14 protein-coding genes are annotated in these 15,221 nt (G+C 72.6%); 7 read left to right on the top strand and 7 right to left on the bottom strand.

The window, feature by feature from the left end:
* Positions 1-32: 32 nt before the first annotated feature.
* The 5 genes from Ae505Ps2_RS19565 to Ae505Ps2_RS19585 form a co-directional block, all read right to left on the bottom strand.
* Positions 33-848: an ABC transporter ATP-binding protein gene (locus Ae505Ps2_RS19565; RefSeq protein WP_020622842.1), complete on the bottom strand. Its 816-nt coding sequence runs from the start codon at positions 846-848 to the stop codon at positions 33-35.
* A complete protein-coding gene (locus tag Ae505Ps2_RS19570) occupies positions 845-1,840 on the bottom strand; it encodes an ABC transporter ATP-binding protein (RefSeq protein WP_083696035.1) in 996 nt (331 codons plus the stop codon). The genes Ae505Ps2_RS19565 and Ae505Ps2_RS19570 overlap by 4 nt, the downstream gene beginning before the upstream one ends.
* Positions 1,830-2,825: a branched-chain amino acid ABC transporter permease gene (locus Ae505Ps2_RS19575; RefSeq protein WP_020622844.1), complete on the bottom strand. Its 996-nt coding sequence runs from the start codon at positions 2,823-2,825 to the stop codon at positions 1,830-1,832. Before Ae505Ps2_RS19575 ends, Ae505Ps2_RS19570 begins: the two co-directional genes overlap by 11 nt.
* Positions 2,826-2,835: 10 nt before the next feature.
* Entirely contained in the window at positions 2,836-4,245 is a 1,410-nt protein-coding gene (locus Ae505Ps2_RS19580; protein ID WP_249265305.1) for a branched-chain amino acid ABC transporter permease, read from the bottom strand.
* A gap of 169 nt (positions 4,246-4,414) precedes the next feature.
* Positions 4,415-4,843, bottom strand: a complete 429-nt coding sequence (locus tag Ae505Ps2_RS19585) for a hotdog fold thioesterase (RefSeq protein WP_020622846.1) — start codon at positions 4,841-4,843, stop codon at positions 4,415-4,417.
* 186 nt (positions 4,844-5,029) lie between these two features.
* On the opposite strand from Ae505Ps2_RS19585, the gene Ae505Ps2_RS19590 reads away from it, so the two are divergent.
* Positions 5,030-5,623, top strand: coding sequence for a carbonic anhydrase (locus Ae505Ps2_RS19590; RefSeq protein WP_020622847.1), 594 nt, complete (start codon positions 5,030-5,032; stop codon positions 5,621-5,623).
* A gap of 44 nt (positions 5,624-5,667) precedes the next feature.
* Here Ae505Ps2_RS19590 and Ae505Ps2_RS19595 read toward each other — a convergent pair whose 3' ends face one another.
* Positions 5,668-6,516 (bottom strand): class I SAM-dependent methyltransferase, encoded by an 849-nt coding sequence (locus tag Ae505Ps2_RS19595; RefSeq protein WP_075311654.1) that lies wholly within the window; start codon positions 6,514-6,516, stop codon positions 5,668-5,670.
* A 300-nt stretch (positions 6,517-6,816) separates the two neighbouring features.
* On the opposite strand from Ae505Ps2_RS19595, the gene rpsA reads away from it, so the two are divergent.
* The 5 genes from rpsA (at position 6,817) to Ae505Ps2_RS19620 (ending at position 12,331) form a co-directional block, all read left to right on the top strand.
* The gene (rpsA, locus tag Ae505Ps2_RS19600; RefSeq protein WP_020622849.1) at positions 6,817-8,313 is read left to right on the top strand and encodes a 30S ribosomal protein S1; all 1,497 of its coding nucleotides are present in this window, start codon (positions 6,817-6,819) and stop codon (positions 8,311-8,313) included.
* A 239-nt stretch (positions 8,314-8,552) separates the two neighbouring features.
* Positions 8,553-9,356 (top strand): hypothetical protein, encoded by an 804-nt coding sequence (locus tag Ae505Ps2_RS19605; protein ID WP_075305807.1) that lies wholly within the window; start codon positions 8,553-8,555, stop codon positions 9,354-9,356.
* 42 nt (positions 9,357-9,398) lie between these two features.
* On the top strand, positions 9,399-10,526 hold the full coding sequence (gene coaE / locus Ae505Ps2_RS19610) for a dephospho-CoA kinase (RefSeq protein WP_075305809.1): 1,128 nt from the start codon (positions 9,399-9,401) through the stop codon (positions 10,524-10,526).
* Between the two features lie 222 nt (positions 10,527-10,748).
* Positions 10,749-11,546 carry a sigma factor-like helix-turn-helix DNA-binding protein gene (locus Ae505Ps2_RS19615; protein WP_075333257.1) on the top strand — a complete coding sequence of 266 codons (798 nt, stop codon included), beginning with the start codon at positions 10,749-10,751 and terminating at the stop codon, positions 11,544-11,546.
* Positions 11,543-12,331 (top strand): hypothetical protein, encoded by a 789-nt coding sequence (locus tag Ae505Ps2_RS19620; protein ID WP_075333258.1) that lies wholly within the window; start codon positions 11,543-11,545, stop codon positions 12,329-12,331. The genes Ae505Ps2_RS19615 and Ae505Ps2_RS19620 overlap by 4 nt, the downstream gene beginning before the upstream one ends.
* A gap of 39 nt (positions 12,332-12,370) precedes the next feature.
* Here the strand turns inward: Ae505Ps2_RS19620 and Ae505Ps2_RS19625 are convergent, their stop codons facing one another.
* Complete coding sequence (locus Ae505Ps2_RS19625) at positions 12,371-12,895, bottom strand: DUF402 domain-containing protein (protein WP_075553847.1); 525 nt, start codon at positions 12,893-12,895, stop codon at positions 12,371-12,373.
* 81 nt (positions 12,896-12,976) lie between these two features.
* Here Ae505Ps2_RS19625 and uvrB point away from each other — a divergent pair, with 81 nt between their 5' ends.
* A complete protein-coding gene (uvrB, locus tag Ae505Ps2_RS19630; protein ID WP_249265306.1) occupies positions 12,977-15,217 on the top strand; it encodes an excinuclease ABC subunit UvrB in 2,241 nt (746 codons plus the stop codon).
* Positions 15,218-15,221: the final 4 nt, after the last annotated feature.

The following is a 15,221-nucleotide window of genomic DNA, read 5'->3' on the forward strand; positions in this document are numbered from 1 at the left end:
TGTCGTGTCCGGGCCCGTGGTGACCGGTCAGGTCACTTCTTCTCGCTGCTCCCGGCCAGGGTGCCCAGGTAGAGCTCGATGACCTTCGGGTCGTTCAACAGGTCGCGACCACCGGCGGTGTAGGCGGCGCGGCCCTGGTCGAGCACGTAGCCGCGGTCGCAGATCTGCAGGCAGCGGCGGGCGTTCTGCTCCACCATGATGACCGAGACGCCGGCCGCGTTGATCTGCTTGCAGCGGACGAACACCTCGTCCTGCAGCATCGGGGACAGCCCTGCCGACGGCTCGTCGAGCAGCAGCACCGACGGTTCCATCATCAGCGCCCGCCCCATGGCGACCATCTGCCGCTCGCCGCCGGACAGCGACCCCGCCTTGATCTTGCGGCGCTGCCCCAGCATCGGGAACAGGTCCGCGACGACGTCGAAGCGCGCCGCGAACGACTTCGGCCGCAGGAACACCCCCATCTGCATGTTCTCCTCGATCGAGAGCGAGGGGAACACGTTGTCGCGCTGCGGGACGTAGCCCAGACCCCGGGTGACCAGCGCGTGCGCCTTGGCTCCGGTGATGTCGGCGTCGCGCAGCCGGACCGTGCCGCTGCGCACGGGGATGAGCCCGAACATGGCCTTGAGCAGCGTCGACTTCCCGGCGCCGTTCGGCCCGATGATCCCGACGATCTCACCGTCGCGCAGGAAGAAGTCGCTCCCGTTGAGGATGTCGACCCCCGGCACGTACCCGGCGACCAGCGAGTCGACCCGCAGGACGGCGCCCTCGGCGAGCCCGCGGTGGACCTCGGTGGTGGCCGCGCGCTCCGGTGTCATGACGTCCTCGGCGCCGGATTCCCGCTCGCTCATGTGCGCTTCCCCTCCTGGCCCTGGTGGGCCGGACCGGTGCCGTCCTCGCGCAGGCCGCCCTCGAGCTCGGCGGCCTCCATCTCGGCGACGATCTCCGCGGTCTCGCCGACCGGGTTGCCGTCCTCGTCGAATTCGAGGACCTGGTCGTGGTGCGAGCCGAGGTAGGCGTCGACGACGGCCTGGTTCGACGACAGCGCCGACGGCGGCCCCTCGGCGATGACCTGCCCCTGGGCCATGACGACGACCCAGTCGGAGATGTCGCGGATGACGTCCATGTCGTGCTCGACGAACACCACGCTCATGCCCTCGTCGCGGAGCGACTTCACGTGGCCCAGCAGGCTCTGGGTCAGCGCCGGGTTGACCCCGGCCATGGGCTCGTCGAGCATGACGACCTTGGGATCCATCATCAGGGCCCGTGCCATCTCGAGCAGCTTGCGCTGTCCGCCGGACAGCGAGCCCGCCAGGTCCTCGGACTTGGCGTCGAGCTTGAAGCGGGCCAGCAGCTCGCGGGCCTGCTCGGTGATCCGCCGCTCCTGGGCGCCCCAGCCGGTGAACAGCGCGCCGAGGAAGCTCTCGCCGCGCTGACCGACCGCGCCCAGCTTCATGTTCTCCAGCACCGTCATGCCCGCGAGGGCCTTGGTGAGCTGGAAGGTGCGGACGACGCCCTTGCGGGCCACCCGGTGCGGCGGCAGCTTCTGCAGCGGGCTGCCGTCGTAGACCCAGGAGCCAGTGTCGGCCCGGTCGAAGCCGGTCAACAGGTTGAACAGCGTGGTCTTGCCGGCGCCGTTCGGGCCGATGAGGCCGGTGATGGCGCCGCGCTGGAACTCGAGGTGGGCCACGTCGACGGCCTTGAGGCCGCCGAAGGTGCGGGTCACGCCGTCCACGGTGAGCACCGGGTCCGGCTTGGCGACGCCCGGTTCCGGGGCGACGCCGGTCAGTGTCCGGCCGGTCTCGGTCTCGGTCCGTCCGGCGGTCGGGTCGTCAGCGGCCATCGCTCAGCACCTCCCTGCGGCGTCCGAAGATGCCTTGTGGTCGGAACACCATCATGAGGCCCAGGAACAGGCCGACCAGCACGAAGCGGATCGCGCCGACGTCCTGGGAGGAGATGAACGGCAGCAGCGGTGCGTCCCCGGCCGTGGCCTGACGCAGGAACGCGTCGGCCACCGAGAGCAGGAACCAGAACACCATCGCGCCGATCACCGGCCCGAAGACCCGGCCCGCCCCGCCCAGGATCAGCGCGGCGTAGGCGAAGAAGGTCTGCGGCGGGGAGTAGAAGTCCGGCGTCAGCGACTGGGTCGCCAGGGCGAACACGATGCCGCCCAGCGCGCCGAAGACCCCGCCGAGGGCGAGCGCCTGCATCTTGTAGGCGAAGACGTTCTTGCCCAGCGCGCGGGCGGCGTCCTCGTCCTCGCGGATCGCCTTGAGCACCCGGCCCCACGGGCTGCGCACGAGCAGCCAGGTGAGGAGCACGCACAGCGCGACCACGGTCCAGCCGACGACGATCGCCCACAGGTCCGGCCCGCGCAGCGACAGCACCCCGAAGTCGTAGGTGCCGGTGCCGAACGGGTTGGCCCTGGCGAACGAGTCGGCGAACCCGGTCAGGCCCTGGGTACCGCCGGTGAAACCGGTCTGCGAGGTCGAGCGGGTGATCAGGCGCAGGATCTCCGACGCCGCGATCGTCACGATCGCGAGGTAGTCCGCGCGCAGGCGCAGGGTCGGGATGCCCAGTACGAGCGCGAGCGCGACACCGCAGGCCATGCCGATGATCACGCCCAGCCACAGCGGGGCGCCGTAGTTCGCCACCGAGATGCCCATGCCGTAGGCACCGACCAGCGCGAAGCCGATCTGGCCGAAGTTGAGCAGCCCGGTGTAGCCGAAGTGGATGTTGAGTCCGAGGGCCAGCAACGCGAAGAAGATGGCCGAGGGGCCGATCAGCTGTGAGAGCCCGACCGTGAGGAGCTGTCCGAAGTCGATCATGTCTGCCCCCTCAGCCGATCCGTGCCCGGGACCCGAGCAGGCCCTGCGGCCGGAACACGAGGATCACGATCAGCACGGCCAGTCCGCCCAGGTACTTGAGGTCCAGTGGCAGCACGAGTGTGGAGAGCTGCACGAGGATGCCGACGATCAGGCAGCCGAGCAGGGCGCCGTAGGCGGTGCCGAGCCCCCCGAGGATGACCCCGGCGAACATCAGCAGCAGCAGGCGGAAGCCCATCTCGTACTGGACGGTCGAGGACAGCTCCGACAGTGCGAAAAGCACACCGCCGAGCGTGGCCAGCGCACCGCCGAGCATCCAGACGAACAGCACCACCCGGTCGACGTTGATGCCCGACGAGGCGGCGAGGTCGCGGTTGTCGGAGACCGCGCGCATCGCCTTGCCGATCCGGGTCTTCTGCAGCAGCAGCGCGACCGCGACGAGGACGACGATCGCGATCACGATCGCCGACAGGTCCTTGTCGGTCAGCGCGATCGGGCCGTAGTTGCGCACCGTCTGGCCGGTGTAGTCGGCGAAGGACTCCGACCGGCCGCCGAAGATGATCAGCACGAGATAACGCAGCGCGATCGACAACCCGATGGAGACGACGAGCTGGGCGATCAGGCCGGCACCGCGCCGGCGCAGCCGTCGCCAGATCCCGAGCTCGTTCGCGGCGCCCAGCAGGGCACCGATGAGCATCGCGACGATCGTCGCGGGGATCAGTTGGACGCCGCCGCCGACGTTGATGAACCAGGCGATGACGGCGCCGATGGTGACCATCTCGCCGTGTGCGAAGTTCGTGAGGCCGGTGGTGCCGAAGATCAGCGACAGGCCGACCGCGGAGATGCCGATGACCAGGCCGAACCGGATGCCGTCGACGAGCAGCCGCAGGAAGGTCGCGAACCCGCCGGTGGCGGCGCCCTCGACCTCGGCGCCGAAGCGGAACACCACGGTGTTCAGCGATCCGGCGGTCACCTCGCGGGTGGTCTCGCCCTGCAGGACCTCGGTGCCGGGCGGCAGCGAGGCCTCGTCGAGCCGGAACAGGTAGGAACCGGCGCCGGGGACGGTCAGGGTCCAGCGGCCGTTCGCCTGGGAGCGGGTCTCACCGGCTGGCGCACCGTCGCGCTCGGCGGTGATGCGCACGTTCGGCAGCGGCTGGCCGTTCTGGTCCCGCAGCGTGCCGCTGACGTCGATGCCGTCCGCCTGCTGGAACGGGGCGACGGCGCCGGGGGAGGCCGGTGCGGGGTCGGTGGGAGCGGTCGCGGCGGCGGCCGTCCCGGACAGGGTGAGCGCGCCCAGCAGGGCGATGAGCAGGCCCACCAACCACCGGGCGGTCGTGGGGATCGGGGAGTGCCGCGACGCACCGACGGGCGGGGTGACCGCGCGGTCGGTGCGCGGTCGGCGCGGGAGCGGATGTGGTGACAACGTTCGTCCTCGTGGGTCGTCGGACACGACTCTGTGCGACACCCTGATGGGTGATTGAGGGCGAACGTAGCCGAGGAGAGAACTGGTACCTCCGTCTCGGACGAGGACGTAGCCGAGACGTAACGCGACGGGACCTGCCGGGCGCCCGTGGCGCCCCGCAGGGCGGAGGTCAGGCCACGGGCGGTCGGTTGTCGCGGTGCAGGCAGGTCAGCTTCGCGGTGCAGACGCGGCGGCCCTCGTCGTCGACGAGGACGATCTCGCTGGTCGAGGTGGTCCGCCCGATGTGGACCGGCCGGGCGGTGCCGGTGACCCAGCCCGAGGTGGCCGAACGGTGGTGGGTGCAGGCCAGCTCCAGCCCGACCGGGAACCGTTCGGGCAGCGCGTGCATCGCGGACAGGGTGGACCCGAGGGTCTCGGCGAGCACGCCGCTGGCGCCGCCGTGCAGCAGCCCGTAGGGCTGACGGTTGCCCGCGACCGGCATGCGGCCGACGACCTCGTCGAGGCCGACCGCGAGGATCTCGATGCCCATCCGGTCGTTGAGCTGTTCCAGGGCGTACTCGGAGCTCAGCTCCGGCAGCTGGTCGGGGGTGATCGGCACCCGTCGACCTTACGTCGGCCCGTGGCCGCGGACGACGGGGCCGCCGCGGGTGTCCCGGGCTGCGCGGACGGTGCCGCCCGGCCGTGCGGGCCTCGTCACACGGGAGGCGTGCGGCGGCGTGCATGCTTGTCCGTGCGGACCCGTTCACCGATCTTGGTCGGTGAGACGCCGACCGAGGGAGACCCTATGGCGAACGACAGCAGGCCGACCGCGGCCCAGGCGTGGCAGATGATGCTGGAGGGCAACGGCCGTTGGCAGCGCGACGAGCGCGAGGACCCGCGTCGGTCCGCCGAGGAGCGCGCCGCCGCGGTGGCGGGTCAGACCCCGGCCGCGATGATCCTGTCCTGCTCGGACTCGCGGGTGCCCGCCGAGCTGGTGTTCGACCTGGGTCTGGGGGACCTGTTCGTCGTCCGGACCGCGGGCCAGGTCGTCGACGACGCCGTGCTCGGCACGCTGGCGTTCGGCGCCGGGGCGCTGGGCATCCCACTGCTGGTGGTGCTCGGCCACTCCCAGTGCGGTGCGGTGAAGGCGGCCGTGTCGGTCGCCTCCGGGCAGCCCGCGCCGGCGCCGTCGACGCTGGGCGCCCTGGTCGGCGACATCGTCCCGGTGTGCGAGGGCTCCGGTGAGGCCGCGGTGGCCGGCGCGGTCGACGCGAACGTGCGCCGGGTGGTCGCCCAGCTGACGGCCGACCCGTCGCTGTCGGGGGCGGTCTGCAACCACCACCTCACGATCGTCGGCGCCCGCTACGACCTGGAGACCGGCGCGGTCCTGGAGGTCTGACGACCCGGCCGACCCTGACGACCGACTCGGCCGACTCGGCCGGCTCAGCCCGGTCGGTGGGTCACGAGGATCGCGGTGCCGGGGAACAGCGCGCCGCGCAGCGGCGACCACTGCCCCCACACCCGCTCGTGGCCCTCCGGCCACTCCGGCTCGACCAGGTCGTCGAGCACGAGCCCGGCGGCGACGACGTCGCGCACCCGGTCGCCGAGGGTGCGGTGGTGCTCGACGTAGGTGGCCCGGCCGTCGCCGTCGACCTCCAGGTAGGGGGTCCGGTCGAAGTAGGACTGGACGACGGTGAGCCCCTGCTCGCCGGGGTCGTCGGGGAAGACCCAGCGCATTGGGTGGTTCACCGCGAACACCCAGCGCCCACCGGGTCGCAGCACCCGGGCCACCTCCCGCATGACCCGACCCGGGTCCGCGACGAAGGGGATCGCCCCGAACGCCGAGCAGGCGTGGTCGAAGGTGGCGTCGGCGAACGGCAGGTGCTCGGCGCCGGCCTGCACGAGCGGCACGGGCAGTCCGAGCGCGGCGTTGAGCCGGGCCGCGTGCCGCAGCATCCCGCCGGAGACGTCGAGCGCCACCGGGTGCGCTCCGCGGCGGGCGAGCCACCGGCTGCACGGGGCCGAGCCGGCACCGACCTCCAGCACCCGCTTCCCGACGAGGTCGGCGGGCGGGCCCAGCAGGCCTGCCTCGTCCTCGTGCAGGTTCTCCGGGCACCAGACGAACGCCTCGTCGCCGATGTCGGAACCGTGCTCGGCCAGGTAGTCGTCGGCGTCGGCGTCCCACCAGCGGCGCCCGGCCGCTTCGGACTCGGCGCTGCCGACGCGGCGCCGGGCGACGCCCGTGGTGCCCACGGCGTCCTCGGCGGAGAAGTACTCGTCGCGGCTGCTCATGACCACCCGATCGTCGCAAGCGCGGGTGGTCCCGCAGATGGCGGACCCGCATTGCCGGGGGGTTCACGGGCCGCGTAGCATTCTTTCCGGACCGTGGTCAACGTGTCGGCCGACCGCGCGGCGCCACTCCAGCGCCGGTCTCGCGGACGTCCGTGCACCGATGTTCCCGACCACGGGAATCGACGCCAGAGGGTGACTGTTACAACGTCACAGCTACACGTACCAGAACCGGGGCGCACTGCTGCAGCAGAGCCGACCGGGCCGACCATGCCAGAGAAATCCATCGGAGCACCTCACTACATGTCCACCGACACCACCGCCGCCCCGACCACGCCGCAGGTCGCTATCAACGACATCGGGTCGGAGGAGGACTTCCTCGCCGCCATCGACCAGACGATCAAGTACTTCAACGATGGCGACATCGTCGAGGGCACCATCGTCAAGGTCGACCGCGACGAGGTCCTGCTCGACATCGGCTACAAGACCGAGGGCGTCATCCCCTCGCGCGAGCTGTCGATCAAGCACGACGTCGATCCCGCCGAGGTCGTCGAGGTCGGCGAGTTCGTCGAGGCCCTCGTCCTCCAGAAGGAGGACAAGGAGGGCCGGCTGATCCTGTCCAAGAAGCGCGCGCAGTACGAGCGCGCCTGGGGCACGATCGAGGCGCTCAAGGAGGCCGACGAGCCGGTCGAGGGCACCGTCATCGAGGTCGTCAAGGGCGGCCTGATCCTGGACATCGGGCTCCGCGGCTTCCTCCCGGCCTCGCTGGTCGAGATGCGCCGCGTGCGCGACCTGCAGCCGTACGTCGGCCGCAAGATCGAGGCCAAGATCATCGAGCTGGACAAGAACCGCAACAACGTGGTCCTGTCCCGCCGCGCCTGGCTCGAGCAGACCCAGTCCGAGGTCCGCAGCGAGTTCCTCAACCAGCTGCAGCGCGGTCAGGTCCGCAAGGGCGTCGTCTCCTCGGTGGTCAACTTCGGTGCGTTCGTCGACCTGGGCGGGGTCGACGGTCTGGTGCACGTCTCCGAGCTGTCCTGGAAGCACATCGACCACCCGAGCGAGGTCGTCGAGGTCGGCCAGGAGGTCACCGTCGAGGTTCTCGACGTCGACCTGGACCGCGAGCGCGTCTCCCTGTCGCTGAAGGCGACCCAGGAGGACCCGTGGCGGCTCTACGCCCGGACCCACGCGATCGGCCAGATCGTGCCGGGCAAGGTCACCAAGCTCGTCCCGTTCGGCGCGTTCGTCCGCGTCGAGGAGGGCATCGAGGGCCTGGTCCACATCTCCGAGCTGGCCGAGCGCCACGTCGAGATCCCCGAGCAGGTCGTCCAGGTCGGCGACGACGCGATGGTCAAGGTCATCGACATCGACCTCGACCGCCGTCGCATCTCGCTGTCGCTGAAGCAGGCCAACGAGGGCATGACGGTCGACACCGAGTTCGACCCGACCCGCTACGGCATGGCCGCCGAGTACGACGACCAGGGGAACTACATCTACCCCGAGGGCTTCGACGTCGACTCCGGCGACTGGAAGGAAGGCTTCGACGAGGCCCGCGCGGCCTGGGAGAAGCAGTACGCCGAGGCGCAGGCCCGCTACGAGCAGCACATGGCGCAGATCCGCAAGGCCGCCGAGGCCGAGGCGGAGGGCGGCAACGACATCGCGCCGGCGAACTACTCCTCCGGCGGCGACGACGACCGTCCGGCCGCCGGCAGCAGCGGCGGTGGCCAGGCCGAGTCGGGTGGCTCGCTCGCCAGCGACGAGCAGCTCGCCGCACTGCGCGAGAAGCTCTCCGGCGGGGCCTGACAGCCCCCTGCCGGTCCCACCCCGGACCGGCGCCAGCACCACACCGGGCCCCGGTGACCCTCACGGTCACCGGGGCCCGGCCCGTTTCACGGCGGCCCTACGGCGCGCGATGGACACCGGTTCATCTCGCTCGGCGTGTCAGGGTGGACACGCACGGTGGAGATCACGGTTCGGCTGCGGTTGGTCACGGCGCGCGCACCCGCTCTGAGTCGATCTTCGGGTCGGCCTAGATTGGATGCATGGTCGGCCGTACCGTCCGCCGGACGCGTTCCGGCGAGCTCCTGTCCCACACCCGCCCGTCCCGGCGTCGCGGACGGTCCGCGCTCGCGGGGATCCTGCTGACCGCGGTGCTCGCCGGGTGCGGCACGGCGTCCGGGGACACCGGGATCGCGGTCCCGACGTTCCCTGCCGAGCAGTCCGGCGCCGCCCAGGCCGGACGGGGCCCGGTTCCGATCGCGCTGCCCACCGACTGCGCGCAGCTGATGGACCCCGAGCAGGCCGGCGCGCTGTTCGGCCAGGTACTGGGGTCGGTGTCGGTCCAGTCGGTCCGCGGCGTCCCCGAGGCGGCGGTCAACCGCACCGAGCGCACCGCCTGCACCTACCGGGCGGGCGGCCAGACCCAGGCCTTCGGCGGGGCGCGCAACTCGGGTCCGGTGCTGTTCCAGCTCAACATCGGCCGCTACACCGACGCCGCGTCCGCGGCGCGGCAGTGGCAGCTCAACACCAACGCCGAGCGGGGCTCGGCCACCGCGTCGCGCGACATCACCGTCGGCTCGGTCCCCGGCGTCCTCGTCGAGCGGCCGGACGAGACCACCCTCGCGCTGGTCTACGGCGTCGACACGCTGACGTTCATTCTGCCGGTGGCGGCTCCGGGGCAGACCCGGTCCGCGGCCGAGACCCTGCCCGACCTGGCCCAGCGCATCATCCCGGCGTTGACGCCGACCCAGCCGCCGTCCGCGCGGCCGACCCCCACCACGCCGCCCGCGGCGCCCGCCCCGCGGGCCGGCGACGGCGGCGCGGGCAGCGCGCGCGGCACCACCTGAGCGCCGCCCGGGGTACCCGGTGCGGCCCGCTACGGTGATCACGTGCTGCGGACAGGGCTGACCGGCGGAATCGGTGCGGGCAAGTCGACGGTCGCGACGCGACTGGTCGAACGCGGGGCGGTGCTGGTCGACTCCGACGTCATCGCCCGCGAGGTCGTCGAACCGGGCACCGAGGGACTGGCGGCGATCGTCGAGGCGTTCGGCCGGGACGTCCTCGACGCCGACGGCCGCCTCGACCGGCCCGCTCTCGCCGCGGTCGTCTTCGCCGACGCCGGGGCCCGGCGCACCCTCGACGGCATCGTGCACCCGCTCGTGCGGGCCCGGTCCGACGAGATCGTCGCCGCCGCCGCGCCGGACGCGATCGTCGTGCAGGACATTCCGCTGCTCGTCGAGGGCGGGATGGCCCCGGCCTTCCCGTTGGTCGTCGTGGTGGGGGTGGACGCCGAGGAGCGGGTCCGGCGGCTGGTGTCCGCGCGGGGGATGGCCGAGCAGGACGCCCGGGCCCGGATCGCCGCCCAGGCCACCGACGAGCAGCGTCGCGCCGTCGCCGACGTCTGGCTGGACAACTCGGGCGACCCGGAGGACACCCGCCGCCGGGTGGACGCGCTGTGGGACGGGCGCCTGACCGGGTTCGAGGAGAACCTGCGGACCGGCCGCCCGGCCGTGGACGGGCCGCCCCTGCTCGTCGAGCACGACCCGGACTGGGCTGCCCAGGCCCGCCGGCTGGCCGAGCGGGTCGCGGTCGCCGCGGGCGGTCCCGGCCGCGGGGTCGAGCACATCGGGTCGACGGCCGTCCCGGGGCTCCCGGCCCGCGACGTCCTCGACCTGCAGCTCGCGGTCGAGTCCCCGGCCGACGCCGACCGGATCACCGATGCCCTGGTCACGGCCGGGTTCCCGGTCGACGCCGCCGCCCCGGGCGGCGACGCGGGCACGGTGCGGGTGCACGGCTCGGCCGACCCGGGACGGGCCGCGGTGCTGGCCGTGCGGGTGCACGGCTCGCCCGCGTGGCAGCACGCGGTCGAGCTGCGGGACCGGCTGCGCGCCGACGCGACCGCCCGTACCGACTACGCCGCGCACAAGCGCGCCGCGGCGGAGCGGCACGCCGACGACGCAGACCCACGTCACTACCGTGCGTGCACGGCGGAGTGGCGCTCTGATCCGGACGAGTGACCGGATCGGGATGTAGATCACGCGGAACGTGACGATCGGATCGCGCCGGGCCGTTTCTGTAACGCTGCACGCTCGTTGGTCGATCAGGCGGGGCAGAGGGTGCTCCTGCCCGGATCGGCGGCGGTACCTGCGGGTACCCGCCGATCGGACAGGGCACCACGGTGATCGGCACCGGGCCGCAGGGCCCGGTGGCGGCGACGAGAGGACACGGGGTTGAGCACAGTGGCCCAGCGTTTCGGGGCGGACGGCGAGTTCGCCGAGCCCGAGCGCGCGCCCGCGTTCCCCCACACGGACCAGTACGGCGGTGTGCCGGAACCCGGCGAGCCGGGCGCGGCCGACCGCGACGCGTGGACCGGCGCCGACTACGGAGCCGACTACGAGGCTCCGCCGATCAGCGGCGCCGTCGTCCAGCAGCACCGCACGCTCCCGCACGGTGAGCTCCGCGCGGACTTCGGGGCGCACCTGGAGACCCACTACCCGCGCCTGGTCGCGCAGCTCTACGCGATCACGCTCAATCCGTACGACGCACACGACGCGGTGCAGGACGCCTACTCGCGTGCCTGGCGCCGCTGGGCCGCGCTGCGTGCCGAACCCGCGGGCCCGGACCACGAGGACGCCGCCGTCGGCTGGGTCCGGCGGGTCGCGATCCGCACGTCGATGCGGCCGCGGATCCTGCGTCGCCGTCGCAGGCCGGCCCCGGAGGAGACCGACCCGCGCACCGGGGCGCTCCTGGAGGCGCTCGGGCGGCTCGCGCCCGTCGACCGCAGGGCCGTGGTGCTGCACCACATGGCGGGCCTGTCGACCGGCGCGGTCGCCGAGCTCGAGCGGGTCACCGTGCACGAGGTGCGGCGCCGGCTCGTCCGCGGTCGCGAGGTCGTGACCGAGGGCATGGCCGAGGTGCTGGAGGAGATCATCGGACCGGCGGGTGGCGCGGTCGGGGGACCGCCGCCGGGTCACCGGACGCCGCAGTACGACCTGCGTGGCGGATACCCACCCGCCACCGAGGGGGGACGGGCATGAACGGGTTCGCCGACATCGACCGGGAGTTCCACCGGCTCGACGACGTCCTCGCGGCGGCCGTGCGGCTGCCGGCCGTCGACGACGTGATCTCCCGCGCCGCCGGTGCGCGCCGCGCCACGTCGGCCGCGGCCGCGGCGGTGCTCACCGTCGGGTCGCTGGGCGGGATCACCGCCGTCGCGACCGCGGCCGCGCCCGACGGCAGCTTCGTCGGCCCGCCCTTCGCCATCGCCGCGCCGCAGGCGACCGGCCCGAGCCCGGACCCCGTCGAGACCGGTGCGCCGGGTGGCGCGGCCGCCGGCGGGGACGGCCTCCCGCCGGCGTTCGACCCGACCGTCGCGGCGACCCAGGGTGGCGCGCTGCCCGGTGGCGGCGGCTCGCCCGTCGCCCCCGCGCCCGGTTCGGCGCCCGCGCCCGGAACCCCCGGTGCGCCCGTGGTCCCGCCGCCGTTCACCGGTGGCCAGCCGACCCAGCCGCAGCCCACCACCCCGCCCGAGCCGACCGACGAGGGCTCGCCTGAGCCGACGACGCCTCCGCCGGCCACGACGAAGCCGCCGGTGACGACCACGCCTCCGCCGGTCACCACGACGCCGCCGACCTCGACGCCGGAGCCGACCGACGAGGGCACCCCGGAGCCGACGACGACCAACCCGGCCCCGACGACGTCCAACTCGGCCGCGCCGACCACCACCGCGTCGTCCGACCCGACCACGACCACCGGGACGACGACGCCGGAGACCTCGACCAGCGCCGTCGGCCTCGCCCCGGCGCAGTCCTCCGCGCTCTGACACACCCCGGGACACACCCCGGCCGGCCCCCGCGGCCGGTCAGTCCGGGCCGTCCTCCGGTCGGTCCCGCGGCCCCAGGTCGATCCCGAGCGACGCCAGCCAGGCCACGTGGTCGTGGTCGTGGCGGACCAGCCCGTCGAGCACCGCGTGCGACCGTTCCAGGGCGTACTCGGCCAGGTCGGTCCCGACCAGCCCCTGCGCCACGGCGGCGACGAACTCGTCGACGTCGATGACGTCGGTCCCGCGGCCGCGGCTCACGACGAGGTCCAGGTAGAGGTCCGTCATGTGCAGCCGCCTGCCCTCGCGGGAGATCGCGGCGACGTCGACGTACACGTCCTGGTCGCGCTCGTGCCCGGGCCGCCACCGCCAGTCCGACAGGCACACGCCCAGCTCCGGCAGCACCCAGGTCTCGATCCACCAGGCGTTCGGCCGGGCGACGACGGGCCGGGACAGGTACAGCCCCCAGTCCTCCTCGCGCAGCGTGGCGATCTCGCGGTGGGTCCCCTTGGTGTCGACCTGGACGCCCCGCTCGGGGTCGAAGGTCTGTGTCTTGGGCGGGTGCACGGTCGACCATCCTGCCCCCTCCGGCGGTCCCGGCGGGGCGTGCGACGGGAAAGTGTCGGGGGTCGCTCGTACCCTGGTGTCATGGCATTCGCGACCGAGGTCCCGGGCAGCGCGGCGGACTCCCGTGCCCGGGGGGACGCTGCGCACCCGGACGCGGGCACCACCCCGGCGGACACCCCGCGCGCGCACTCCGAGCACCGCCCGGTGGGCGCGGTCGAGCGCAGCACGGCCCCGTTCCGCGTGGTCAGCGACCACGTCCCGGCAGGTGACCAGCCGGCCGCGATCGCCGAGCTGGACCGTCGGCTGCGTGCCGGCGAGCAGGACGTCGTGCTGCTGGGCGCCACCGGTACCGGCAAGTCGGCCACCACCGCCTGGCTGATCGAGCAGCAGCAGCGGCCCACGCTGGTGATGGCGCCGAACAAGACCCTGGCGGCCCAGCTGGCGAACGAGCTGCGGGAGATGCTCCCGAACAACGCGGTCGAGTACTTCGTCTCGTACTACGACTACTACCAGCCCGAGGCCTACATCGCGCAGACCGACACCTACATCGAGAAGGACAGCTCGATCAACGACGACGTCGAGCGGCTGCGGCACTCGGCGACGATGAACCTGCTGTCCCGGCGCGACGTCGTCGTGGTCGCCTCGGTGTCGTGCATCTACGGCCTGGGCACCCCGCAGTCCTACCTCGACCGGTCGGTCTCGCTGCGGGTCGGCGAGGAGGTCGAGCGGGACCGGCTGCTGCGGCTGCTGGTCGACGTGCAGTACACCCGCAACGACATGTCCTTCACCCGCGGCACGTTCCGGGTCCGGGGCGACACCGTCGAGATCATCCCCGCCTACCAGGAGCTGGCGCTGCGGATCGAGTTCTTCGGCGACGAGATCGAGGCGCTGTACTACCTCAACCCGCTGACGGGGGAGGAGGTCGAGCCGGTCGACGAGATCAAGGTCTTCCCGGCGACGCACTACGTCGCGGGCCCGGAGGCGATGGAGCGCGCCGTGCGCGCCATCGAGGCGGAGCTGGAGGAGCGTCTCGCGCAGCTGGAGAACCAGGGCAAGCTGCTGGAGGCCCAGCGGCTGCGGATGCGGACCCAGTACGACATCGAGATGATCCGCCAGGTCGGGTTCTGCTCGGGCATCGAGAACTACTCCCGGCACATCGACGGCCGCGGTCCCGGCACTGCGCCGGCCACCCTGATCGACTACTTCCCGGACGACTTCCTGCTGGTCATCGACGAGTCGCACGTGACGGTGCCGCAGATCGGCGGCATGTACGAGGGCGACATGTCCCGCAAGCGCAACCTCGTCGAGTACGGCTTCCGCCTCCCCTCCGCGGTGGACAACCGGCCGCTGACCTGGGAGGAGTTCGCCGACCGGATCGGCCAGACCGTCTACCTGTCCGCGACCCCGGGCCCCTACGAGCTCAACCGCACCGGCGGCGAGTTCGTCGAGCAGGTCATCCGCCCCACCGGCCTGGTCGACCCCGAGGTCGTCGTGAAGCCGACCAAGGGCCAGATCGACGACCTGATCGCCGAGATCCGGGACCGGACCGCCAAGGACGAACGGGTCCTGGTCACCACCCTGACCAAGAAGATGGCCGAGGACCTCACCGACTACCTGCTCGAGCTCGGGATCAAGGTCCGGTACCTGCACTCCGAGGTCGACACCCTGCGCCGGGTGGAGCTGCTGCGGCAGCTGCGGTCGGGCGAGTACGACGTGCTGGTCGGCATCAACCTGCTCCGCGAGGGTCTCGACCTGCCCGAGGTGTCGCTGGTGGCGATCCTCGACGCGGACAAGGAGGGCTTCCTCCGTTCCGGCACTTCGCTGATCCAGACCATCGGCCGCGCGGCGCGCAACGTCTCCGGCCAGGTGCACATGTACGCCGACAAGATCACCGACTCGATGCGGTACGCGATCGACGAGACCGACCGGCGTCGCGCCAAACAGATCGCCTACAACACCGAGCGCGGGATCGACCCGCAGCCCCTGCGCAAGAAGATCGCCGACATCCTCGACCAGGTCTACCGGGAGGCCGAGGACACCGAGACCGTCCCGGTGGGCGGGTCGGGCCGCAACGCCTCGCGCGGCAAGCGCGCGGCGGGGGAGAAGGGTCGCGCCCCGGCCGCGGCCGGCAGCTCCGGGGTGGCGGCGAAGGACACGGCGGGCATGCCGCGCGCCGAGCTGGCCGACCTCATCCAGCAGATGAACGACCAGATGCTCACCGCGGCACGGGACCTTCAGTTCGAGCTGGCGGCCCGGCTGCGCGACGAGATCGCCGACCTGAAGAAGGAGCTGCGGGGGATGGACGCGGCCGGGGTGTCGTAGGCGG

Source organism: Pseudonocardia sp. Ae505_Ps2 (genome assembly GCF_001932425.1).
Classification (GTDB): Bacteria; Actinomycetota; Actinomycetes; order Mycobacteriales; family Pseudonocardiaceae; genus Pseudonocardia.

Excerpts from the sequence above, each read along its gene's own strand:
- Ae505Ps2_RS19565 (WP_020622842.1), bottom strand. The coding sequence starts at position 848 with ATGAGCGAGCGGGAATCCGGCGCCGAGGACGTCATGACACCGGAGCGC.
- Ae505Ps2_RS19570 (WP_083696035.1), bottom strand. The coding sequence starts at position 1,840 with ATGGCCGCTGACGACCCGACCGCCGGACGGACCGAGACCGAGACCGGC.
- Ae505Ps2_RS19575 (WP_020622844.1), bottom strand. The coding sequence starts at position 2,825 with ATGATCGACTTCGGACAGCTCCTCACGGTCGGGCTCTCACAGCTGATC.
- Ae505Ps2_RS19590 (WP_020622847.1), top strand. The coding sequence starts at position 5,030 with ATGGCGAACGACAGCAGGCCGACCGCGGCCCAGGCGTGGCAGATGATG.
- Ae505Ps2_RS19595 (WP_075311654.1), bottom strand. The coding sequence starts at position 6,516 with ATGAGCAGCCGCGACGAGTACTTCTCCGCCGAGGACGCCGTGGGCACC.
- rpsA (WP_020622849.1), top strand. The coding sequence starts at position 6,817 with ATGTCCACCGACACCACCGCCGCCCCGACCACGCCGCAGGTCGCTATC.
- Ae505Ps2_RS19605 (WP_075305807.1), top strand. The coding sequence starts at position 8,553 with ATGGTCGGCCGTACCGTCCGCCGGACGCGTTCCGGCGAGCTCCTGTCC.
- Ae505Ps2_RS19620 (WP_075333258.1), top strand. The coding sequence starts at position 11,543 with ATGAACGGGTTCGCCGACATCGACCGGGAGTTCCACCGGCTCGACGAC.
- uvrB (WP_249265306.1), top strand. The coding sequence starts at position 12,977 with ATGGCATTCGCGACCGAGGTCCCGGGCAGCGCGGCGGACTCCCGTGCC.